Origin of the sequence: Bartonella grahamii subsp. shimonis (genome assembly GCF_036327415.1) — a bacterium.
Taxonomy (GTDB): domain Bacteria; phylum Pseudomonadota; class Alphaproteobacteria; order Rhizobiales; family Rhizobiaceae; genus Bartonella; species Bartonella shimonis.
Map to the genome: position 1 here is coordinate 1,551,688 of NZ_CP123961.1, position 22,953 is coordinate 1,574,640.

Annotated in this window: 19 protein-coding genes and 4 tRNA genes; 14 read left to right on the forward strand and 9 right to left on the reverse strand. The window is 35.9% G+C overall.

All coding sequences use genetic code 11. The annotated features are described in order from the left end of the window. Window positions 1-26 precede the first annotated feature (26 nt). The 7 genes from QHG57_RS06870 to mazG all read left to right on the forward strand — a co-directional run bounded on the left by QHG57_RS06870 (window position 27) and on the right by mazG (window position 8,165). Window positions 27-2,345, forward strand: coding sequence for an NADP-dependent malic enzyme (locus QHG57_RS06870; protein WP_330167662.1), 2,319 nt, complete (start codon window positions 27-29; stop codon window positions 2,343-2,345). A gap of 189 nt (window positions 2,346-2,534) precedes the next feature. After that, complete coding sequence (locus QHG57_RS06875) at window positions 2,535-2,819, forward strand: acyl carrier protein (RefSeq protein ID WP_330167663.1); 285 nt, start codon at window positions 2,535-2,537, stop codon at window positions 2,817-2,819. A 10-nt stretch (window positions 2,820-2,829) separates the two neighbouring features. Next, on the forward strand, window positions 2,830-4,005 hold the full coding sequence (locus QHG57_RS06880; RefSeq protein ID WP_330168995.1) for a beta-ketoacyl-ACP synthase: 1,176 nt from the start codon (window positions 2,830-2,832) through the stop codon (window positions 4,003-4,005). A 15-nt stretch (window positions 4,006-4,020) separates the two neighbouring features. Next, a complete protein-coding gene (locus QHG57_RS06885) occupies window positions 4,021-5,295 on the forward strand; it encodes a beta-ketoacyl-ACP synthase (protein WP_330167665.1) in 1,275 nt (424 codons plus the stop codon). A 58-nt stretch (window positions 5,296-5,353) separates the two neighbouring features. Continuing rightward, on the forward strand, window positions 5,354-6,382 hold the full coding sequence (locus tag QHG57_RS06890; RefSeq protein WP_330168996.1) for a zinc-binding dehydrogenase: 1,029 nt from the start codon (window positions 5,354-5,356) through the stop codon (window positions 6,380-6,382). A gap of 29 nt (window positions 6,383-6,411) precedes the next feature. Then, window positions 6,412-7,317: a lipid A biosynthesis lauroyl acyltransferase gene (locus tag QHG57_RS06895; RefSeq protein ID WP_330169583.1), complete on the forward strand. Its 906-nt coding sequence runs from the start codon at window positions 6,412-6,414 to the stop codon at window positions 7,315-7,317. 32 nt (window positions 7,318-7,349) lie between these two features. After that, a complete protein-coding gene (gene mazG / locus QHG57_RS06900; RefSeq protein WP_330167667.1) occupies window positions 7,350-8,165 on the forward strand; it encodes a nucleoside triphosphate pyrophosphohydrolase in 816 nt (271 codons plus the stop codon). A gap of 67 nt (window positions 8,166-8,232) precedes the next feature. On the opposite strand, the gene QHG57_RS06905 is transcribed toward mazG, so the two are convergent. Together QHG57_RS06905 and QHG57_RS06910 are read right to left on the reverse strand one after the other, a co-directional pair. After that, on the reverse strand, window positions 8,233-8,598 hold the full coding sequence (locus tag QHG57_RS06905) for an iron-sulfur cluster assembly accessory protein (RefSeq protein WP_330167668.1): 366 nt from the start codon (window positions 8,596-8,598) through the stop codon (window positions 8,233-8,235). A 68-nt stretch (window positions 8,599-8,666) separates the two neighbouring features. Then, entirely contained in the window at window positions 8,667-8,849 is a 183-nt protein-coding gene (locus QHG57_RS06910; protein ID WP_330167669.1) for a hypothetical protein, read from the reverse strand. A 369-nt stretch (window positions 8,850-9,218) separates the two neighbouring features. On the opposite strand from QHG57_RS06910, the gene QHG57_RS06915 reads away from it, so the two are divergent. Next, window positions 9,219-9,295: transfer RNA gene (locus QHG57_RS06915), tRNA-Pro, on the forward strand. 238 nt (window positions 9,296-9,533) lie between these two features. Here QHG57_RS06915 and QHG57_RS06920 read toward each other — a convergent pair. Further along, window positions 9,534-10,001: an Hsp20 family protein gene (locus QHG57_RS06920; protein WP_330167670.1), complete on the reverse strand. Its 468-nt coding sequence runs from the start codon at window positions 9,999-10,001 to the stop codon at window positions 9,534-9,536. A 259-nt stretch (window positions 10,002-10,260) separates the two neighbouring features. Here QHG57_RS06920 and QHG57_RS06925 point away from each other — a divergent pair, with 259 nt between their 5' ends. The 3 genes from QHG57_RS06925 to QHG57_RS06935 all read left to right on the forward strand — a co-directional run bounded on the left by QHG57_RS06925 (window position 10,261) and on the right by QHG57_RS06935 (window position 12,547). Continuing rightward, a complete protein-coding gene (locus QHG57_RS06925) occupies window positions 10,261-11,178 on the forward strand; it encodes a serine aminopeptidase domain-containing protein (protein ID WP_330167671.1) in 918 nt (305 codons plus the stop codon). A gap of 835 nt (window positions 11,179-12,013) precedes the next feature. Further along, window positions 12,014-12,376 carry a cell cycle two-component system response regulator CpdR gene (gene cpdR / locus QHG57_RS06930; protein WP_005773448.1) on the forward strand — a complete coding sequence of 121 codons (363 nt, stop codon included), beginning with the start codon at window positions 12,014-12,016 and terminating at the stop codon, window positions 12,374-12,376. A 96-nt stretch (window positions 12,377-12,472) separates the two neighbouring features. Then, window positions 12,473-12,547, forward strand: a tRNA-Val gene (locus QHG57_RS06935). Window positions 12,548-14,383: 1,836 nt separating this feature from the next. Here the strand turns inward: QHG57_RS06935 and QHG57_RS06940 are convergent. The 5 genes from QHG57_RS06940 to QHG57_RS06960 form a co-directional block, all read right to left on the reverse strand. Next, a tRNA-Arg gene (locus QHG57_RS06940) sits at window positions 14,384-14,460 on the reverse strand. A 40-nt stretch (window positions 14,461-14,500) separates the two neighbouring features. Further along, a complete protein-coding gene (locus QHG57_RS06945) occupies window positions 14,501-14,806 on the reverse strand; it encodes an ETC complex I subunit (RefSeq protein WP_273791168.1) in 306 nt (101 codons plus the stop codon). Window positions 14,807-14,895: 89 nt separating this feature from the next. After that, window positions 14,896-14,972: transfer RNA gene (locus QHG57_RS06950), tRNA-Pro, on the reverse strand. A gap of 652 nt (window positions 14,973-15,624) precedes the next feature. Next, complete coding sequence (gene hdaA / locus QHG57_RS06955) at window positions 15,625-16,314, reverse strand: DnaA regulatory inactivator HdaA (RefSeq protein ID WP_330168997.1); 690 nt, start codon at window positions 16,312-16,314, stop codon at window positions 15,625-15,627. Continuing rightward, window positions 16,311-17,522 carry an AI-2E family transporter gene (locus tag QHG57_RS06960; protein ID WP_330168998.1) on the reverse strand — a complete coding sequence of 404 codons (1,212 nt, stop codon included), beginning with the start codon at window positions 17,520-17,522 and terminating at the stop codon, window positions 16,311-16,313. Before QHG57_RS06960 ends, hdaA begins: the two co-directional genes overlap by 4 nt. A 158-nt stretch (window positions 17,523-17,680) precedes the next feature. Between QHG57_RS06960 and purM the strand changes: the two genes are divergently transcribed. Both purM and purN read left to right on the forward strand, forming a co-directional pair. Then, entirely contained in the window at window positions 17,681-18,790 is a 1,110-nt protein-coding gene (purM, locus tag QHG57_RS06965) for a phosphoribosylformylglycinamidine cyclo-ligase (RefSeq protein WP_330168999.1), read from the forward strand. Further along, window positions 18,787-19,398: a phosphoribosylglycinamide formyltransferase gene (gene purN, locus QHG57_RS06970; protein WP_330167675.1), complete on the forward strand. Its 612-nt coding sequence runs from the start codon at window positions 18,787-18,789 to the stop codon at window positions 19,396-19,398. The genes purM and purN overlap by 4 nt, the downstream gene beginning before the upstream one ends. 290 nt (window positions 19,399-19,688) lie before the next feature. Here purN and QHG57_RS06975 read toward each other — a convergent pair whose 3' ends face one another. Beyond that, on the reverse strand, window positions 19,689-22,223 hold the full coding sequence (locus QHG57_RS06975) for a response regulator (protein WP_330169000.1): 2,535 nt from the start codon (window positions 22,221-22,223) through the stop codon (window positions 19,689-19,691). A gap of 212 nt (window positions 22,224-22,435) precedes the next feature. Here QHG57_RS06975 and QHG57_RS06980 point away from each other — a divergent pair, with 212 nt between their 5' ends. Further along, complete coding sequence (locus tag QHG57_RS06980) at window positions 22,436-22,912, forward strand: hypothetical protein (protein WP_330169001.1); 477 nt, start codon at window positions 22,436-22,438, stop codon at window positions 22,910-22,912. Window positions 22,913-22,953 lie beyond the last annotated feature (41 nt).

Sequence of the window (22,953 nt, forward strand, 5' to 3'; positions counted from 1 at the left end):
CATACGCTAACTTGGGTATCATAAAAATGTCTAGAGAACGAAATAGTGATTTCAGTTCACCAAAAGCTGAACTTGACAGTACCGCCCTTTTTTATCACCAACACCCAAAACCTGGAAAATTGGAAATACAAGCAACAAAACCTCTTGATAATCAACGTGATTTAGCTCTTGCTTATTCTCCAGGCGTTGCAGCACCATGTCTTGCGATTCATGAAAATCCCAATCTTGCCGCTCAATATACCTCCCGTGCTAATTTAGTCGCTGTTATATCCAATGGAACTGCTGTTCTTGGTTTAGGAAACATTGGTCCACTCGCTTCAAAGCCAGTTATGGAAGGAAAAGCCGTTTTATTCAAAAAATTTGCGAATATTGATGTTTTTGATATTGAAATTGATGCATCCGATATAGAACAAATGGTACAAACAATATCGACCTTAGAACCTACATTTGGTGGTATTAATCTTGAAGACATTAAGGCCCCTGAATGTTTTGACATCGAAGAAAAGCTTCGTGCTAAAATGAATATTCCAGTTTTTCATGATGACCAACATGGAACTGCCATTATTGTTTCTGCTGCTGTATTAAATGCCTTAAATCTTTCAGGAAAAAAAATTGAAAATGCAAAAATAGTTACCTCAGGTGCAGGTGCTGCTGCCCTAGCTTGTCTTAATCTTTTGGTTCGCCTCGGAGCGAAAGTTGAAAATATTTGGCTTAGTGACTTAGAGGGCGTTGTTTATGAAGGTCGCAAGACCCTTATGGATCGCTGGAAAATTAATTACGCACAAAAAACGGACGCACGAACTTTATCTGATATTATTGATGACGCGGATATTTTTCTAGGCCTATCTGCCGGTGGTGTTCTACAGCCTGAATATCTTAAAAGAATGGCGAAAAATCCACTCATTTTAGCGCTAGCTAATCCAGTACCGGAAATTATGCCCGAAGAAGCACATTCTATACGACCTGATGCAATGATCTGTACAGGGCGCTCTGATTATCCCAATCAAGTTAATAATGTCCTTTGTTTTCCCTATATCTTCCGTGGTGCATTAGACGTAGGTGCTACTGCAATTAATGAAGAAATGAAAATGGCTGCTGTTCATGCGATTGCTGCTCTTGCTCGTGAAGAAACTTCAGATGTTGTAGCACGTGCATACTCAAAAGAACCACCCAATTTTGGACCAGACTATCTGATCCCCTCTCCTTTCGATCCGCGTTTAATACTGCGTATTGCTCCCGCTGTTGCTAAAGCAGCAATGGCAACGGGTGTTGCACTTCGTCCCATTGAAGATATGGAAGCCTACCATGATATCCTCAATCGATTTGTCTTTCTTTCTGGTTTAACAATGAAACCTGTTTTTGCTGCAGCCAAAACAGCGCAACGTAAACGCGTCATTTATGCCAATGGTGAAGATGAACGCGTTCTTCGTGCAGCACAAGTTGTTATTGAAGAACAAACAGCAACACCCCTCCTCATCGGCCGTCCACACGTCGTAGAAGCAAGATTAAAACGCTTTGGTTTGAAAATTCGCCCTAATATAGATTTTGAATTAACAAACCCAGAAGATGATCCACGTTTTCGTGATTATGTTAATTTATTTTTTCATTATACAGGAAGATGTGGCGTTACGCCTGAAATGGCAAAAACAATAGTGAGAACATCAACAACGGCTATTGCTGCCCTTGCCGTCATGCGTGAAGAAGCAGATGCAATGATTTGCGGCTTAGAGGGGCGTTTTGAACGTCAACTTGAATTGATTGAACAAATTATTGGACTTGATCCTCATGTTCACCGTTTTTCTGCTATGAGTTTACTTATCTCTCAACAGCGTACTCTTTTTCTCACAGATACTTACGTCAATGAAAATCCTTCAGCAGAAGAAATTGCTGAAATGACGGTATTGGCAGCTCAAGAAGTTGAAGCATTTGGAATAACACCCAAAGCAGCCTTATTATCACACTCAAACTTTGGTTCTAAAAACACAGAAAGTGCGCGTAAAATGCGACGTGCAACAGAAATTCTTGCCAAATTACACCCTCATTTAGAAGCAGATGGTGAAATGCATGGTGATGTTGCCCTTTCCAAAGTTTTTCGTGATCGTATTTTCCCTGATTCTCGTCTTAAAAGTGAAGCGAATTTGCTTGTCTTTCCAACACTTGATTCAGCCAACATCACGCTCAACACTGTTAAAAGCCTCACAAATGCACTCCATGTTGGTCCTATCTTAATCGGAGCAGCACGTCCCGCCCATATATTAACACCTTCAGTAACTTCACGAGGCGTTGTTAATATAACAGCGCTTGCCGTTCTAGCAGCAAATAGAAAAAATAGATTCATAAAATAAATGTGCAATACAACTTCAAAGTTTTTTAAATATTAAGGTGTAGTATTTCACATACTGTAAAGCTCTTTTATCTATAGAAAAGACAGTTATATTTTGGATTAAGGCTTTTTTTAAAAGAGAAAAAAGGCTACAAGAATACCTATTAAATTTATTTTGAATTTACAAACTCTATAATAAGGAATCCGTACATTGCCTTCCACGTTTGATAAAGTTGCTGATATTATTGCAGAAATCAGTGAAATTGATCGCAATATAATTACGCCTGAAAGTCATACAATTGATGATTTGGGAATCGACAGTCTTGATTTTCTTGATATTGTTTTCGCTATTGATAAAGCTTTCGGAATAAAAGTTCCCTTGGAACAATGGACGCAAGAAGTCAATGACGGTACAGTTGCGACAGAAGAATACTTTGTTCTTAAAAACCTTTGTGCAAAAATTGATGATCTCGTTGCCTTGAAACAGGCGGAGTAATTTTTTCACTATGCATGATCAATCTGTATTCATCACTGGTATAGGTCTCATAAGCTCTCTGGGAGAAGGAACTGATCAACATTGGAATCTCTTAAATGATCCAATCTGTACACCAAACCTAGATTGTACAACTTTTTCGCCCTACACAGTTCATAAATTGCCTGAAGTTGATTGGAGTTTACAAATTCCCAAAAAAAGTGACCAAAGGCAAATGGGAATATGGCAACGTCTTGGTACCTATGCTGCTGGTCTTGCTCTTGATGATGCCGGCATGAAAAATAATGAACAATTCACGTCAACAATGGACATGATCGTAGCAGCAAGTGGAGGAGAACGTGATATTATGGTTGATACACAGATTCTTTCTAAAGCGCGCACAATCACCGATCATGCCACTATGTTAAATGTTGCACTTTCAACTGAACTTCGTCCAACATTATTTTTGGCACAACTTTCAAATCTTCTGGCAGGAAACATTTCAATCGTTCATAAAGTTACTGGATCATCTCGCACATTTATGGGAGAAGAAGGCAGTGGACTTTCTGCACTTCAAATTGCTGTAGCCCGTATTAAATCAGGACAAAGTACCCATGCTCTTGTAGGAAGCTCCTATAATGCACAAAATTATGATATGTTGTTGGCCCACGAGCTTGGTGGTCTTTTGACCCATAATGGATGGAGCCCAGTGTGGGATCGTGAAGTTCACCCTGGTGGCGGTATTATCGCCGGTTCTGGTGGTATCTTTCTGGTTCTCGAAAGTGGAGAATATGCAAAAAAACGTAACGCACGTGCTTATGCTGAAATTAGCCAACTTATTACAGACCAAACAGATAGAAACAAAACTCCACTTAGAGAGTCAATTGCAACAATGTTAAAAACGATAGGCGCTAAATCTGCCGTAGCCATTTCAGCAGCCTCAGGTGCTCACGAAGCAACAAAAGCAGAACAAAATGCTCTTGATGATGCTGATCTATCTTACCGCGGTATTACAACATTATTTGGTTATATGCGGGAAGCACAATTTCCTCTAGCACTTGCCATTGCAGCACTTTCACTTGAAAAAAAACACTGTTTTCCAGCGTTAAGTCCTCATGAAAAACCTTTTTCTAAAGAAATACGTGAAATATTTGTCACAACTATTGGTATAAAAAGAGCTGAAGGTATCATACGTCTTACAGCTGTTTAAAGGGAAATTTCTATCGTGAAATATCATGATCATTTTGGACGTCCAATTGTAGCCATAACTGGAGCTGGCGTTGTCACATCACTAGGACAAGGAAAACATGAAAATTGGCAAAAATTAACAAGTGGTGTAAGCGGTATTCACAAAATAACGCGTTTTCCTGTTGACGGATTAAATACATATATTGCTGGAACAATTGATTTCCTCGAAGAAAGTATGCTTGGTTCTTCGGCTCTTTCTCAAAAGCTTGCACATCTTTCTGCTAAAGAAGCTTTAGAACAAGCTGCTCTTGATAAAACAAACTTTAATGGACCACTCTTTCTAGCTGCGCCTCCTGTTGAACTTGAATGGAAAGCACGTTTTATTCTTGATCAAGAAGAAGAGTTTAATAATGAGCCTCCTTATGTACATCTTCTTAAAATCTGTAAGCATAAACGCCATGAGGCGCTTTTTGAAACCACACAATTTGGTGCAATTGCAGAAAAACTTCAAAAAACATTTGGCACTAAAGGACTTCCTGTTACACTTTCAACGGCTTGTGCATCTGGTGCAACAGCAATTCAATTAGGAGTTGAATCTATTAGACGGGGAGAAACAAATCGAGCTCTCATAATTGCGACAGATGGATCAGTTTCAGCAGAATCTCTCATCCGTTTTTCGTTACTATCTGCTCTTTCAACCCAAAATGATCCTGCTGAAAAAGCATCAAAACCCTTTAGCCATGATCGGGATGGATTTGTTATGGCGGAAGGCTCAGGCGCTTTTGTTCTTGAATCTCTTCAAAGCGCATTAAACCGTAATGCTACAGTTTTAGGAATTTTAGCTGGCTGTGGAGAAACAGCCGATGATTTTCACCGTACACGTTCAAAACCCGATGCATCACCAGCAATTGAATCCGTTCGCAAAGCTTTAGACGATGCCAAAATAAACATCAATGAAATTGATTATATTAATGCCCATGGAACTTCAACACCTGAAAATGAGAAAATGGAATATCTTGCATTATCAACAGTATTCGGTGATCTTTTAGAGCATATTCCTGTCTCTTCTAATAAATCAATGATTGGGCATACATTAACAGCTGCTGGTGCAATAGAAGCAGTTTTTTCGCTTTTAACCATTCAATCGGGGATACTTCCACCTACAATAAATTATGATAATCCTGACCCTGCTATCCCTTTAGATGTTGTTCCTCATCATAGCCGTAAAGCCTGTGTCAATGCGGTTTTGTCCAACTCATTTGGGTTTGGCGGTCAAAATATGAGTCTTGTTATCGCTGCATATAAAGGATAATCCTTTAATAATAAAGTTTTATAACGCTAACCTAATAACATATTTAAGGGGGATGATAATGCGTGCACTGCAACTCTTCGATGATCGTCGGCTTGAAATCACCAATATTTCCCCGCCATCTTCACCTAGCCTAAGTGAAGTAACTGTGCGGATAAAAGCTATTGCTCTTAATCATATTGATGTGTGGGGATGGCGTGGCATGGCTTTTGCGAAAAGAAAAATGCCACTCATCATTGGTGCAGAAGCCTCTGGTGAGGTTATACAAATAGGAGATGGCGTTGAACATCTCCAACTTGGACAAATTGTCTCAATTTATGGTGCACAAACCTGCGGAGTATGCCAAGCTTGTCATGAAGGACGGGATAATCTTTGCAGTCATGTAAAGGGAGTCTACGGTTTTCACCTTGATGGATTTGCGTGTGAGCTTGTCAATTTGCCAGCACGTTTATTAGTTCCAGCACCTCCCCAATGTGATGAATTGCAAGCAGCGGTTGCTCCAATTACTTTTGGTACCGTAGAACATATGCTTTTCGATAACGCAAAACTACAAGCAGGAGAAACAATCCTGATACAGGCTGGTGGTTCAGGTATTGGCTCTGCAGCCATTCAACTTGCAAAACACATGGGCTGTACAGTTATCACAACTGTAGGTTCAGATGAAAAAATTGCAAAAGCACACTCTCTTGGAGCAGATCATGTGATTAATTATCGTAAAGATCGTTTTGAAGGTGTGGTGCGTAAATTAACCCAAAAAAAAGGCGTTGACGTTGTTTTTGAGCATGTTGGTGTAGATACATGGAACGGTTCTCTATTATGTATGAAAAAAGGAGCACGCTTAGTGACTTGCGGTTCTACCTCTGGTGTTTCAGCACCAATAAATCTCATGCAATTATTCCAACAACAACTTAAGATATTCGGTTCATTTGGCTGCCGTATGGAAAATATGAAAAATGCCATGCAAAAAATGGCAGAAAAAACTGTACACCCTGTCATTGATACAATTGTTGGGCTTGATGAAATTGATACAGCTTTAAAACGAATGGAGAGCCGTGATGTTTTTGGTAAAATTATCCTTAAAATAGATTAAATCATGATGAATCTTTCCTTTAAAATCTCATATATCGTATTAAAATTATAGCTAAAAAAATATCCTACTTGTTATGGGCATATCTGCTCTTTAGTTCTTTATTTATTCTAAAATACTTTCCTGCAAAAATGGGAATCTCTTTTTTTTCTTGGTTGGCAAAAAAAATTGGTCCCCTTTTACATCGTCATCAAATCACACTTACAAACCTTAGGAGCGCATATCCAGAAAAAACAGAGCAAGAACTCCATGCGATTGCAATAGAGATGTGGGAAAATATAGGACGTTTCCTAGCCGAATATATTTTTCTTGATAAAATTTTTGATTTTGATCCTCATGCAGACGAGCCAGGTTTCATTGAGGTTAAAGGCGCTGAAATATTTGAGCGATTAAAAGAAGAAAAAAAACCACATATTTTTTTCACCGCGCATACTGGAAATTTTGAACTTCTGCCTATTTGTGCACAAAGTTTTGATCTGAATGTCACGGTATTATTTAGATCACCCAATAATCCCTATGTTGCCAAACGAGTTCTTAAAGCACGACAAACTTCTATGGGACATCTTGTTCCCTCAAAAGCCGGTGCTGCGTGGGCATTAGCAGGAAAATTAGCAGAAGGTAAAAATGTTGGTATGCTGGTTGATCAAAAATTTCGCCGCGGTATCATGGGAACATTTTTTAACAGACCCCTTAAAACAAACCCCTTAATTATAAAGCTTGCTCGACAATATAACTGTGATATTTATCCAGCACGTTGTATTCGTTTACCTGGTGGACGTCATCGTTTAGAGTTATATGAGCATGTAGAACTTCCACGTGATGAAAAAAATGATATCGATATAGCTGCTTCTACGCAAAAATTAAATGATATTGTTGAATCTTGGGTCCGTGAATATCCTGGACAATGGATGTGGTTACATAGACGTTGGGACATCTAACATAAGCTCTATTGCTTACAAAGGAAGTGCAAATGTTAGCCTCAAAAGATATCAAAGATCTCACTGCAATTATCACTGCATTACGAAATTCTGATAGTGGTTGTATTTGGCATAAAAAACAAACTTTTGAATCCCTCATACCCTATATGCTCGAAGAAGTTTACGAAGTCATCGATGCCATTGAACGAAAAAACCGAAAGGATCTTTGTGAAGAACTTGGGGATCTTCTTTTACAAGTTATCTATCATGCTACCATTGCACAAGAAGAGGGTAGTTTTACTTTTGAAGATGTTGTTTATGCAATCACGGCAAAAATGATTCGACGCCATCCTCACGTTTTTGGAAATGCCGAGCAAAAAAAACGCGGATTTATAAAAGAGGAATGGGAATATATAAAAAAAAGAGAACAGGTTGAACAAAACAAATTGCGCGAAGAAAAAAATAACAATTCCTCCACAAGTATACTCGCAAAAGTAAAACAAATCCAGCCAGCAAACCAAGAAGCACTTGCTTTACAAGAAGCAGCAGCTAAAGTAGGTTTTGATTGGCAAAAAAGTGATAAAGTTTTTGAAAAAATAGAAGAAGAACTCGAAGAGCTCAAAGAAGCCATCAAAAATAAAAAAAAATCAGCGATAGAAGCAGAGTTTGGAGATCTTTACTTTATTCTCCTTAATCTCGCACGCCACTTAACAATTGATTCACAAAAAGCATTAAAAAAAACGAATATAAAATTTCGAAATCGTTTCGCCTATATTGAAGAAAAGCTATCCACTCAATCTAAAAAACTCTCTGACGCATCCTTGAATGAAATGGAAGAACTTTGGAAGCAAGCTAAAAATGAACAATAAATTTTAGATTTCTTCTATCTAAGAGAAAAAGTCCCCCTAAAATTACTGAATTATAATTTAGCTTTGCTCAATTTGCTTTATATTGATCCTGCGTAGCAGGACGAAGTTGCACTGATTCGCCACACCCACATGCTGAAACTTGATTAGGATTTTTAAAGACAAAACCAGAACGAAGCGTTGTCACTTCATAATCCATCTGTGTCCCTAATAAAAATAATACCGCATCATGTGCTACGAAAACACGAGCACCATTCACTTCAACAACATCCGCATCTATCCCCTTTTCTTTGACAAGAGTAATTGTATACTCCATCCCTGCACAACCACCTTTTTTGATACCAACAAGAATACCCTGTGCCTCTTTTGCATCCATAATCGCTTTAACACGATCCACTGCTGCTTCCGTCAAATTTATTACCGAAAAACGGCTCATCGTTTACTCTTTTCTTAGTTCAATAAACACTTTGAAAGTTTTTCCTCTATAATATTCTATCTAGTATCTTAGAAAAAAAACAACAAAACATAAATTAAAGCATTCTGACCTTGTTTATTTGGATAAAAACGCATACCCATAAAATGAGATTTTTGATTATAAAATCCTGAACTTACAATTTTTTGTCCACATAAAATGCAGAATACCTCGTCTATAAGAACTCTATACAAAGGAAAACGTTTCAATGCCATACATTCACTCCTCTCCTTTTAAAAATCTTTATCTTTTTAGAAAAGTAACGATTAAATAAGGAAAAAATATACCTCCCGCACTCATTTGCTCTCCTCCTTCTCCAATTCATACCCCTAAAGTCACCAATCTTACCCCTTCACAATCTGCAAAAGTAATTAAATGCATAGATCTATTAACTATAGAACTAAAAATTTAATGATTACAAAGAATTCTACAGATTCGTTACGTATCTTGAATTAACAACAAAATATTGATGTCCCAAATTTTTACTTTCAAAAGCTCTAAGTGCAAGAGCATTTTAGATTTTATTCTGTTTATTTTTTCTCTTGCCTTTAAAGAAACAGTCATTTAATCGTTTTACACGAATTCGGAGCGTAGCGCAGCTTGGTAGCGCACTTGACTGGGGGTCAAGGGGTCGTGGGTTCAAATCCCGCCGCTCCGACCATTGTTAAAATGTTATAAAATAAAAAATAAGCTTACTTATCAATTGCGCATACATGAATTTTTTCTTCAACGTAGGATAATGTGCAATAATATTTCATCATAAATTCGAGATAAGCTGTTTTATTCAAATAAGCTTCGTTCTTAGGAGAACACACATGAAACGCGAGACCTTTTGCCTCGCGTTTTTTATTCTCCAGAAAAATTTATAATTATTCGGTCTGATATTTTCTAAATTTTCTTTACACCATAACGTCGCTGTTACCATTTTTTGTAATGGATGATGACATCTGTACGGTTATCTTTTTGGGTTTTAATTCAGCTGGCATTTCCCTTTTAAGCTGAATATGAAGAAGCCCATCTCCAAGTTCTGCTCCAATAACCTTAACATGATCAGCCAAATGAAAACGCCGTTCAAAAGCACGCGAAGCAATACCTCGATAAAGGAATTCTCGCTCTGCATCATCATTTTCAGACTTTCTGTCTCCCTTAACGATCAGCTGATTACAATGCGTTTCAATATCAATTTCATCTTGAGAAAAACCAGCAACCGCCATAGAAATTCTATAAGAATCTTCAGTTAAACGCTCAATATTATAAGGGGGATAAGAAGAAACTTCGTCTGGTTGTGTCCTAGAATCGAACCAGTTAAAAAGATGATCAAAACCTACTGTGGAACGATAAAATGGTGAAAAATCTACTTGACGCATAATATTGCCCTCCTCTAGAGCGACTATAATTTATAATTAATTCACAAAGTTCCCAAAATGGCAAACTTACTTGTGAACCTGCGGCCCCATCATGGCAACCGCACCATATTATTTGGTAATCGTTTTTCTTTATTTCAACTCTTTGGGACCTAAATTGATAAAAACTATCTAAAAAGTAATATACCCCTTTTTAAATCCTTTTTCTTCATTACATACATGTCAAAGCACTAAGCGGCAAATACACTGTAAAGGATTTCAATTGGAAACACCTCTTTATCCCATAGACTGGGGTTCTACTCCTCCTAATATCCATCATGGTACTCTTAAAATAGCAATAGATCACGAAATTCGTTTTGCGATAACATATCCTGAGGTGGAAGAATCTAAGGGAACAATTGTTATTCTCAAAAGCTACGAAAATGCTTTAGAAAAATATTTTTTATTAATAAATGAAATTTCTAAACGCGGTTTTCATACAGCAATATTTGACTGGTTTGATCAAGAAAAAACAGCCTTCAAGATAAGAAAACAAAGCCGACATCATTATTTTGATATAAATAATAATATTAATGACTTATATAAATTTCTTAAAAATATTATTTATCCTAATTGTCCTCCTCCTTACTCTATGCTCACCTACGGCATAGGTGGATTGATAGCACTTAGCGGATTAGATCTCATTAATCATCAGTTTAATAGATTGCTCTGTGTTTCTCCCCTTTTTGCTCCATTCGGCAATAAAACGAATGGTTTTCAACACAAATTAACACAATTTCTTTCTGATATAGGTCTTGGCTTTATACCAGCGAAAGATGGGAAAAAAATAAACAAAACAAAACAAAAAAATATACAATTAGGACACATGCATAAAGTGCCGTTCCCTTCCATTAAGCCCCCAACATCCCAATGGATGGCATCAGTATTTAATGCGATTGATTCTGTGAAGAGAAATGTACTTCACGGAAATTTACGAATCCCAACACTCTTTATTCTTGCCAATCAAAACAATATTGCAAACAACATTGAAGTGCGACAATTATGCCAACACACACGTCTGACAAAAAATATTACTATTAAAGGCGCTGAACTGGATACAATTATGGTTAACGAAGATTATAAAAAGAAATTTTGGGCAGCATTTGATGCATTTATTCCCAATAATGTATCTGTAAAATAATACTAAACCTTAATTTCCGCTCCTCCCCAACAAAAAAGAAATTTTCTACGAGCATTAGATCTACAAACACTTTTTAATATAATGGAATTTACTTTCCAACCACTCATATGATTCGTTTTCTAGCCTCTATAGGAAAGCCATGATCTAAATATTCACCACGCATTCTAATAAAAAACTAATATACAAAGTATATCATTGTATTAAATAGCATTATTTTACATCATAAAAAATAATTTAATAAAAAACTATTTATATAAATAAAGATAATAAATCTGTTTTAATATAACATGATAAATATTTATAAATAAAACATTAAAATGCTATTTTTGATCTATTATTAGATGCTAATTTAATATTATATCTAAAATAATAGTTTTTATCTATTTAAGGAAAAAACTGAAAATAAAGCGCATTTATAATATTTATTACAAATCTCTATAAAATAATAACTATAAAATTTCTATTTCTTAGGAGAACTTTTAAAAAAACAATAAATTAACATAATATTCTTCTAATTTCTTGATATAAGAAGTCCCTACAATAACGGTTTTCATAAGTTTTTTAATGGAATTCTGATAATAATCAGCACATTTAAAGAAAAGATAGTAATGAATCATCTTAAAAGTTTTAGAGCCCCCTTCTTTTTTCAAAATCACATATATTTCAAATTTAACCAACTCACAACGAATATGCTGTATTCTGAATAAAAATGTAGGAATTAACCATTTTGCCATTCATTTCAATTATGAGCATTTTACCATCTTTTTTATAAATACTCTATATTGTATAATTGATGCTGCAAAACTCTGACAAATGGAGCCACTGGAACATAATCATGAAACGAATCCTGCTCGCAGAAGATGATAACGATATGCGTCGCTTTCTCGTAAAAGCCTTAGAACGTGCAGGCTACGAAGTCGCCGATTTTGATAATGGTATTAGCGCATATGAACGTTTACAAGAAGAGCCATTTTCCCTTCTCCTGACTGATATTGTAATGCCAGAGATGGATGGAATCGAACTTGCACGACGTGCTACTGAGATTGACCCTGATTTACGAGTAATGTTTATTACAGGTTTTGCAGCGGTAGCACTCAATTCAAATAGTGATGCCCCTCCTGATGCAAAAGTTCTTTCTAAGCCATTTCACTTACGTGAACTCGTCAATGAAGTTGAAAAGATCCTTATCGCTGCTTAAAAAGTGTTTTTTTAAGTTTATTTGCATCTGTTAAAAGAGAAAACGAAATTAGGCATTGACGTTTGTCATTCTATATGGTGTATGCAACAAATGAATGGGCGTGTAGCTCAGCGGGAGAGCACTACGTTGACATCGTAGGGGTCACAGGTTCAATCCCTGTCACGCCCACCATATAGCTTTATATTGCTATTAAGTTATTGGTACTTCATATGTTTTTTACTGTGAGGAATGCCAGAGTAAAGTTAAGGAAATAGGATTTTCACACTTTCCTTTACAAAGTGCATTCTTTTTGCCAGCTTTCTCTAATATTTTTTTCGTTCTGATGGCGCCTTTTAGGGGAGGAGATCTAAAAGTATCACAAATGTAACAACAGTCTCATTTTGCAACAGATTAAAAGTTTGGTTTGAAAATTCTTTCGACAAGCATAGGCTTCTGTTCTAAAAAATAATGTTCATTTCCTGATCTATCCCCTGTTTTTCTTAATTCTTTCATGCCTATTGGCACACACTTGTTATCCGAACAGTTAGATATAACAACAGTCACTTCGATAGATATAAAACGCTTGTTCTTAGAGCTGTATTTTAAGTTTACTAATTACAGATTATAATAAAATATTAAAAAGAGTAAAAAACACGATAAAAGAAAAGTTTTTCATTCTGACAATACATTGATTTATAATCATGTTTTATTTTTTCCTTGCTGAATGAGAAGTCCGAATATTGTAATGTTTTCTCATTTTTAACCTATTTATATTGAATCAATTAAAGCCATCTCTCTTACACATCGTAAGAGCAATTGGCATTGGATAAAAATTGTACAAAAAAGCACTAAAATGCCGATAACTGCCTAAAGTGCCAAGATTTATCGCAACATCGGGGGCTGGTAAATAGGCAAAGTGTATATAGTGTCAACCTATTTCTTCATAAGTGTAAAAATGATGGAGTTCAATGGATTTATCATTGTACCATTCACGAGTGCCAGCATGAAGTGGGCTTTTGTGAGCTTTAAGAGATATTTCTTAAAACAAACGCGTAAAATGGCATCCTCCTCATACTGTATTCCTATTGAAATAATGATCACCTTGGACCGTATGAGTTTAGATCTTCAGATCTCACCTACATAACATTTTAATGTGATTGTTATCCAATACTAAAATACCTCTAACATAATGTACCAACCATAAAGAAATAAGAAAAACATTTGAAAATGTAAATGTGAAATCTAAAAACTTAACTCTGAGATACAATCTATCTTCATTCATAATTCAAATAGAATATGTGCAAGATAGCCTATAAATATACAGTATACATTCTTAAACCTATAAGAGTAGGAAAGCCTAAACATTGATGAAATCTATAGCCCTACTTAAGAAACAGTGACAATCATGTTAAATCAAATTGACCGCAAATATCTCTCATTGAGAAAATAATATCTTATCTGGGCGGCACATATAACACCTTTTTATACGAAAAACCTCTAAAAGAGTAATTCGTTATGAATCACAACTTTCAAGACAAGAAGATATTCTCCACCTCTTGTACCGTCTGTAAATTCTCATCATAAATAGATATCGTTTTTATTCTTCAATGTTTCATAAACGGTTCTAAATCGAATCCATCATGCCTTGTATCTAATCGAAATCAATCTTACCAAAGATCATACTGAAAAACGTAATAATATTATCCATAAAAAATAAAATATCATTTTCAGAAAGATGAAAAGAAGCTCGTAAAAAAGAATTTTTGCAATCTATTTCCTAAGCATGTAATGTAGTAGCAACACGTAGTAAGCAAATGCAGATGTTACAATTTCAGCAATCGAAAGCAATTTTTACTGAAAAAAGATAAAACAGCAACATTTTACACTAAAATAGTCAACAGAAAACGTTTAGCAACAAAATCAACCCAAAAAACATCAAAAAGGTTCGGGGATTATACAGAGAAATAAGTTAATAGAGTAAAAAGAAAACTCTCGAATTTTTTATAGCCTATTAATATCATTTAAATATGGTGATCCCGACAGGATTCGAACCTGTGACCCACGGCTTAGAAGGCCGTTGCTCTATCCAGCTGAGCTACGGGACCCAACTGATTATTTTCTCAATTCAAAATAGCAGTCTTGAATTCAATGTGTCCAAGAGTGCTGCCGATCACTGCGAAAATTATCAGAATAAGAAATAGCACGTCGAATCGACGTATGTTTCTTTTCTACACGGTAAGAGATAGCATTCTTACGCGCAAAAGCAATCGCTTCTTCCTTCCTATTAAATCGGATCCTTACCTGATTATTCATATCAGACGTTGCCGTGTACCCCATAAGAGGTTCAAGCATCTTTGCCTTCACCGGCTCATACTCTAGAATCCAAAAACCTGTATTCCCCTTACCTGACTGCATAGCTGTCTTAGCAGGACTATAAATACGTGCGATCATACCTTTTTCCTTCAGATTACATAACGCTTGAATGATAGTTTCTCACCACACGTACCCAATTGGGTCATTCTCACACACTCAATCAAATATGGTCGGAGCGATAGGATTCGAACCTACGACCCCCTGATCCCAAATCAGGTGCGCTACCAGGCTGCGCTACGCTCCGCCATTTACATTTACTTGATGCACATTTCCTAAAATTTTCACAACAGAAGTGCAAGAGAAAAACACACTTTTTTTTAATTTTGTTGCATTTCTTTACAAAAAAGCACATTTTAAAATTTTTTCCTCTACTCAATAACAGATTTATTGACAAATAATAGAAAATAATCTCCGTAAAAAATCCAATCTATATTAAAAAATAATGAATTTCTCTATTAAGGATTTCATAGTTTTTATTCTGCTTTAAGCAAGCTCTCACTGTATCAAAACGCATTCTACAGATACAGTCTTAGAAAAAACGACCTAAATATCATAGAAAAACTTTCCCAAAGAGAACATAAGCCCCAAAATTCAGCTGTATTAAGCTTTTTCCCCCTTTTTCTATCTTCCAAAGGACTCTTTATATTAAAGATTCTAGAATTTTCTACAATCCAAATCCATAAACAACAAACATTTTCACATGCGAAGATGGAAAGAATTCAACATCATAAAATAAAATCTCAAAGCTATTTAAAATAAACACATGACAAAAGTAAAAAATACTATTTTTTCACTCTTAATAGATATCAAAAAAGGAGAAAATTTAAATGACTTGTCTTTCCACATATTGAAACGATAATAGAAGGAAAGAATAAGTAAGCCATGATAAGGGGTGTTTACGGATTTTTTTTATTCAAAACTTCAGCAATAACAGCACGTGTTATTTTTCTTTTTCTTTGTAATGCCAACTGATCAACAGAATCAATAACACGCTTCAATGAAAATAAAGAACGTTCACAACGACTTACAAGATAATAAACCGTATCTGGATGTACAATAAGTTGCCTATCGGAAAAAAGCTTAAATGCAACAGCTGTTAACAATGCATCATCAGGCTGATTAATTTCAACGAACATCACCGAATTAAGACGACTTTTTAGATCATTTAACTTTAAATTCCAAGCGGAAGGAAGTCTTCGTGCCGTCATCAATAAAGTAGCTTGTCGTGTATCAAGATTTGCTTGCTTAATACTGTTAATTAAATGAAAAAGTTCTGCCTCATTAATTTCTCCTGCATCAATATCCTCTATTAAAAATGATCTGCCTAAAGAAGCCATAGTAACAGCCTGATCAATTTCATTGTGCTGAATCCTGAAAGCCTCTGCTTTTTGGAGCCATATATTAGAAAAGTGCGTTTTTCCAGATCCTTCTTTTCCAACCAAAACTGCAATAGGTAAGCTCCAATTAGGCCAGTGATCAATAAGCTGAAAAGCCATACGATTGCTTTCCGTTACCACTAAATCCTCAAATTGAAAAATCGGATCATAAGGAAAATTTAAAGATAATTGCGTTTCACGCCCATTCATTTTAGCGGCTCCGAATTTCCCCTTCGCGAATACATCTGAGAACTAAGATAAGTATGAAGAGCAAAACGAACTAAGACGCCAACAGCCGCTGCCGCAGGAACAGCAACAAGCATACCAGTAAAACCAAAGAGTGAAGAAAAAGCAAAAAGCGAAAACATCAACCATACGGGATGTAATCCCACTGATGAACCTACAAGCTTGGGTTGAAGAATATAACCTTCAATAAATTGACCAATTAAAAAAAGTGCTATAACAACGACGATTCCCCCCCAATTATTGGGATAAAACTGGACCCATGCAATACCAACAGAAAGGACCAAACCACTCATTGTGCCGATATAAGGAACAAAGCTAATAAGACCAATAAACATACCAATCAAAAGACCAAAATTGAGTCCTGCAATCGTTAAACCAATAGCATAATAGCCTCCCAATATGAGACAAACCGTTCCTTGTCCACGAACAAAACCTGCAATAGCTCTATCCATTTCATGAAAAATACTACGAACGGTTTCAAGATGATCACGCGGTATTAACGAATCGATTGCTGTTACCATACGTGGCCAATCTAATAACATATAAAATGCCACTACAGGTGCCACAACAAATAGGCTAGCGATATTAACGATAGATTTTCCTGACTTTAAAAGTGAATTCAAAAGAGACGTAATAAAATCCGAACCTTCTCCCAAAAATCCTTTAATATTATTCCGCAATTCATTTGGATCACTTCCAAAATAGCGCCTTATCCAATCAAAATCATGCTCAACAAAAAAGGTTTGAATACGACTAATATAAACAGGTAAACCATCACTCATAAATTGCTGTATTTGCCAGCTAATAACAGGAATCAAAATAACTAAAGCAGCAACAAAGGTAATAACAATAAATAAGGTAATGAGGACAGTCCCAAACACACGACGAATACCAAATTTTTCAAGTAATTGAACAATGGGATTGAGAAAATAAGCCAACACAATCCCTGCCACAAAAGGAAGCAAAATCGATCCAAAAACAAACATAAAAAGAATGAAAAAAATCAGCGTCCCAAGCCAAAAAAAGATTTGCTTTTTCATGTTATTCGGCAACGGTAATTGAGTATAGGCTGGCACATAAGTCTTATAACGATCACGAGATGTGTTCTCACTCACTTTCTTTCTCATAAGTTGCCAAGAAGACTGTCCGTGATTATCTGATATCTTGCTCATAAAATATCCTAAAAAATTCTTCACAAAAAATTATAAACATCTTCAAAATAAGGTACAAGCAAAGTTTCTTATTTTCTTATCAATATCTCTTGCAGAGAGAACTCTATCATGGCATTGCATAACATCAAAACCTGATTTTCCATTAAAGGAAGGCTCCAATGAGCAATCAAGATCTTACAAATAATAAATCCAATGCTGAGAATAAATCCAAAGTTGGTCTTACCTACGCAAAAGCTGGTGTAAACATCGATATGGGTAATGCCATGGTAGAAAAAATTAAACCCTTTATACGCGCGACAAAACGAGCCGGAGCAGATGCAGAAATTGGCGGTTTTGGTGGCCTTTTTGATTTAAAAGCAGCTGGCTTTACAGATCCTATCCTAGTAGCAGCCAATGATGGTGTGGGAACAAAATTAAAAATTGCCATTGAAGTAGGCTATCATAACACTGTAGGTATTGATCTTGTAGCTATGTGTGTCAATGATTTACTCGTACAAGGGGCTGAACCTCTCTTTTTTCTGGATTATTTTGCAACTGGAAAGCTTGACCCTGAACAAGGTGCTATAATTGTTTCTGGTATTGCTGAAGGATGTAAACAAGCCGGTGCTGCTCTTATTGGAGGAGAAACTGCAGAAATGCCAGGAATGTATGCAGAGGGAGATTATGATCTAGCCGGTTTTGCTGTAGGAGCATGCGAACGCAGCAAGCTACTCCCTTCAAAAGATTTGACAGAAGGTGATATTATATTAGGTCTAAGTGCCTCTGGAATTCATTCTAATGGCTTTTCGCTTGTTCGACGAATCATCCAGCAAAATTATCTCAAATGGAATGCCCCTGCTCCTTTTGCCCCCGAAAACAGCCTTGGTATAGCACTTCTTACACCAACACGCATTTATGTAAAATCGCTTCTTCCCATCATGCGAAAATACGAAGGGATTAAAGCTCTTGCTCATATTACGGGTGGGGGCTTTCCTGAAAATATTCCACGTGTCGTTCCATCTTCTCTCTGCGCTGAAATTAATCTTTCTACCATCAATGTTCCCTCCGTCTTTTCATGGATTGCCAAACAAGGTAAAATAGAAGAAACAGAAATGTTAAGAACATTCAATTGTGGTATTGGCATGATCATTATCGTAGCACAGCATGCAGCTGAAACAATTACGCAAGCTCTTGAAAGAAAAGGAGAGACTGTAACTCCCCTTGGCATTTTAACAAAACGCCAAGATCAAAATAAAGGAATACTTTATAAAGGGGTACTACATTTATGAAAAAACAAATCGTTGTTTTCATTTCTGGGAATGGATCCAATATGGTCGCCCTTGCTCAAGCTAGTCAACAAAAGGAATATCCTGCTGAAATCGTCGCAGTTATTTGCGATAATCCGCGTGCAAACGGTATTGAAAAGGCGCAAAATCATAACTTACCTATCCATATTGTTGATCGCAAAATTTACAAAACAAAAGAAGAGCATGAAGAAAGTATTTTTACGATTTTAGATCAATATAAACCGGATTTTCTCTGCTTTGCAGGGTATATGCGCCTTATCTCACCACGTTTTGTAAAACTTTACGAAGAACGAATTTTAAACATTCATCCTTCTCTTTTGCCTTCATTTAAAGGCTTAAACACACATGAAAAAGCTTTACAAGCAGGCGTAAAAATCACGGGTTGCACTGTTCACCTTGTTACAGAAGACATGGATGCAGGAAAAATCCTTGCCCAAGCAGCCGTTCCAGTTTATCCCCATGATACTGCTGAGTGCTTAGAACAAAGAGTTCTTAAAGCAGAGCATAAACTCTACCCCAAAGCCTTAAAAGCATTTATTGAAGGGAAGAGCAAAACGGTAGATACACAACAACAGCTTTTATCTTTTTGAGTGTATCAACAATCTACAGTATTTTTCAATGTTTTTCACATAGTTTGTGCTCAGTATCTATAATTGAAAATCTCTATGAAATGTTGACATAAGAGTCTATCTCTTCATAAATAGAGTCTATCTCTTCATAAATTTTTGTGCAGTATGTGTGATTTTTTTAGTTAAATTTCCAACTTCTTCTTCTTTATTCAGTTGTATGACATTATCATAAGCTCTATTTATCAAAATACTCTCGTATTTCGCCTAAAAATCTTAAAATACGTAATTTTTCTATTGCATAAATTTTTATTTCATGACGAAAGTGTTTCTTTAACTGTTAGGGCTAGTTGTTTAAGTGTAAAAGGTTTAGATAAAAAACCAAAAACAGCATCTTGTGGAAGATTTTTAGCAAAAGCATCTTTTGCATATCCAGAAACGAAAAGAAATTTGATATCAGGATAGTTTTTACGTACTTCCTTCAATAAAGTAGGCCCATCCATTTCTGGCATCACCACGTCGGAAACAATAATGTCAACAGATCCTTTTTGTTCTTCAAGAACAGAGAGTGCTTCCACCCCACTCGCTGCCTCTAAAACCTTATATCCCCTCATTTGAAGAGCTCTTACCCCCCCCATTCTGACCGCATCTTCATCTTCAACCAATAAAACAGTCGCAGATCCTGTTAAGTCTATATTTTTATCTTTCTCTTCATCTTTTTCAATCTTTTGAGAAATTTCCCCTTTTATATTGGGGATATAACGAGGAAGGAAAATATGAAATGTTGCTCCTTCATCTTCTTTACTTTCACAATAAATGTACCCACCGCTCTGCTTGATAATTCCATAAACCATTGATAAACCAAGTCCTGTTCCTTTTCCAACTTCTTTGGTTGTAAAAAATGGCTCAAACATTTTTTCTTGTACAACAGCGGATATACCAGCCCCTGTATCTGAAATAGTCAATTGCACATACTCACCAATTGCTAAACCAAGGTGATTAAATTCAACACTTTGTTGCTTTGTAATATTGTTTGTCGCAATCGTAACAATACCCCCATCTAACATGGCATCACGCGCATTAATAACCAAATTCATAATAACACGCTGAAAAGATGCTTGATCGACTTCAACGCTCCACAAATCTCTTCCATGGATAATTTTTAACTGAATATTATTCCCCAAAAGTGGTAAAATAAGATTGCGAATATCTGATAAAAATTCAGTAAAATCAACTTCTTCAGGTCGAAGTGTTTGCTTTCTAGAAAAAGCTAATAATTGCTGTACAAGAGCAGCAGCACGATTAGCATTATTTTTAATATTGATCAGATCAGCATGAGCAGGATCAGAGCTACGATGCGTATTTAAAAGAAGATCACACGACATTAAGATTGCTGTTAAAACATTATTAAAATCATGAGCAATGCCGCCAGCCAATTGTCCAACAGCTTGCATCTTCTGACTTTGTATCATTTTATCTTCAAGCGTTTTTTGTTCGGTTATTTCAATCACAGAGATAATAAGCAAATCTTGCAATACATCACCATGATAGGGTGGTACAGACATAACATGCAGCCGTAAATGGCATTCTTCATTTTTTTCTAAAACAGTTTCTAGAGAAACAAAATAATTTTTATTTATCGCAATTCTCTGAAAGGCACGCTCTAACTGCACACAATCACGACGAGAAATAATATCATAAAAATTGATAGCTTTGTCCATACATCCCGTGAGTAATGAAAAAGCTTTATTCATATGAACTAATTGCCCTTCATGATCCACCACGGCTATTGCAAAAGGACTCGCATCAAAATATTCTCCTAATATACTCGGTAATTTTAATTGATTGTCCTCTTCTTTTTGTATTTGTTGTGGAATGATCACAATACGATAAATGGCTTCCTCTTCTAAGAGAGAAGAGACAGATATAAGACAATGGAATATTTTCTCATAAGTCGTCTGTGAATTTAACCATAACGAAAACCTATAAGGTAAAGAGTAACCTGAACTTTGATATCTGTTGGTTTGCAAACAGATATCACTCCATGAGCTCTTAGCGCCAACGCTATCAAATAACGAATCCAAATTATATTGACCAACTGAGAAATTCGCTAAATCAATTGAAAACCATTCGGCAAAAACCGCATTGGCATAAAGAATAGTTCCTTGTGTATTAACTGATACAAAACCAACAGGAGCTTGGTCCAAATGATTGATAGCCTCTTGAAGGTTCGAGAAAAAGACTTCTCGCGTTTGTTGTAAATGCGAAATATCAGCAATACGCCAAAATAAAAGCTTTTTTTTCTGTTTTGTGATAGGTTGAATGGAAATATTATACCAAACAGATTTTTTGGGTGTAGCATCGGTAAAAATTGGTTGTTCTACTCTTAATTCCTCTTGCGCTGCAAGATTATTGCAGGCGGCAACCTTTAAGCGATACGAAAGTGCACCAGCTCCTGGAAGATCAGCAATAACCATATAACAAGACACTTCAGGCTTATAGGTCAGAATTTTTCGATAGTTTTGATTAGAATAATAAACAAAACCAGAAAGATCAGAGATTACAATTGCATCATTGCTCTCATTAAAGATGCTAAAATCAAAATCTTCATGCAACCACACATGGTATCTTAAAATTCCCATTCCATATAAAACGAGTGTTGCAACGCCGATAATTGCTAGAATTAAAAAAGATATCAATATAGCCTTTTGCAAATAGCTTTGTGGATAAAAAAAACCTAAAATACCCACAATGAAAAGAAAAGCTAATATAAAAACAACACTAAGAATCACAACTCTTCGATGAACAGAAGACGCTGATCTTTCATTATTATCAAAACCTTTATCCATCTCTCATTGCCTTAAACTTAGCTGTTGCTTATATCACAAAACTTCCTTTATATTCATTGTTATAAAGTATATACTATGATATTATCTTTCTAAGAAAGCTCACTTAATGTTAAAAAGCTTATTTCTTGTATTTCAGTGAACCTTTTAAGGGTGTGTTTATAAATTTATCTCGATAAAAAACGATATTTTCACATAAAAATGGGAGAAAATCTATGGTTATCTGGTTATCAGAGCAAATAGGTGTATCTGCTGCAAAAATAACGATGAGCTTTTTGTTTTTTATCATAACAATCGTGGCTATTACCATAATTATCTTGTTTTTACGTCGTTTAAGTACGAGAAGATTCAGCATTAATAGAAAAAAAAATCTATCACGATTAGCATTATGTGAAGTAATTTCTATAGACCGAGCACGCCGCCTTGTTTTAGTCCGTTGTGATAATAAAGAACATTTGCTCCTTATTGGCGGATTAACAGACGTGGTTGTAGAATCCGATATTACCAGTACATCCAAAATACAAAAGAGAGAAACACACACACATCCAAATCCCGCCCCTACAGAAAAAAACGATATATCGGATAAAAATCCCTCTCCTTTTACGAATCAAGCGGTAAAAGATTCAGCAATCACCGCCGAAATTGAAGGGCGGCAAGAGCCATCTTTATTCATTCCCACCCCTCAAAAATAAAAATATACAATTTTATCACCACAAATTTCGTTTGTTTATCG

What these genes read in the sequence shown, in the direction of transcription:
- QHG57_RS06870 (WP_330167662.1), top strand. Translation starts at nt 27, where the DNA reads ATGTCTAGAGAACGAAATAGTGATTTCAGTTCACCAAAAGCTGAACTT.
- QHG57_RS06880 (WP_330168995.1), top strand. Translation starts at nt 2,830, where the DNA reads ATGCATGATCAATCTGTATTCATCACTGGTATAGGTCTCATAAGCTCT.
- QHG57_RS06890 (WP_330168996.1), top strand. Translation starts at nt 5,354, where the DNA reads ATGCGTGCACTGCAACTCTTCGATGATCGTCGGCTTGAAATCACCAAT.
- mazG (WP_330167667.1), top strand. Translation starts at nt 7,350, where the DNA reads ATGTTAGCCTCAAAAGATATCAAAGATCTCACTGCAATTATCACTGCA.
- QHG57_RS06905 (WP_330167668.1), bottom strand. Translation starts at nt 8,598, where the DNA reads ATGAGCCGTTTTTCGGTAATAAATTTGACGGAAGCAGCAGTGGATCGT.
- QHG57_RS06910 (WP_330167669.1), bottom strand. Translation starts at nt 8,849, where the DNA reads ATGGCATTGAAACGTTTTCCTTTGTATAGAGTTCTTATAGACGAGGTA.
- QHG57_RS06920 (WP_330167670.1), bottom strand. Translation starts at nt 10,001, where the DNA reads ATGCGTCAAGTAGATTTTTCACCATTTTATCGTTCCACAGTAGGTTTT.
- cpdR (WP_005773448.1), top strand. Translation starts at nt 12,014, where the DNA reads ATGAAACGAATCCTGCTCGCAGAAGATGATAACGATATGCGTCGCTTT.
- QHG57_RS06945 (WP_273791168.1), bottom strand. Translation starts at nt 14,806, where the DNA reads ATGATCGCACGTATTTATAGTCCTGCTAAGACAGCTATGCAGTCAGGT.
- hdaA (WP_330168997.1), bottom strand. Translation starts at nt 16,314, where the DNA reads ATGAATGGGCGTGAAACGCAATTATCTTTAAATTTTCCTTATGATCCG.
- QHG57_RS06960 (WP_330168998.1), bottom strand. Translation starts at nt 17,522, where the DNA reads ATGAGCAAGATATCAGATAATCACGGACAGTCTTCTTGGCAACTTATG.
- purM (WP_330168999.1), top strand. Translation starts at nt 17,681, where the DNA reads ATGAGCAATCAAGATCTTACAAATAATAAATCCAATGCTGAGAATAAA.
- purN (WP_330167675.1), top strand. Translation starts at nt 18,787, where the DNA reads ATGAAAAAACAAATCGTTGTTTTCATTTCTGGGAATGGATCCAATATG.
- QHG57_RS06975 (WP_330169000.1), bottom strand. Translation starts at nt 22,223, where the DNA reads ATGGATAAAGGTTTTGATAATAATGAAAGATCAGCGTCTTCTGTTCAT.
- QHG57_RS06980 (WP_330169001.1), top strand. Translation starts at nt 22,436, where the DNA reads ATGGTTATCTGGTTATCAGAGCAAATAGGTGTATCTGCTGCAAAAATA.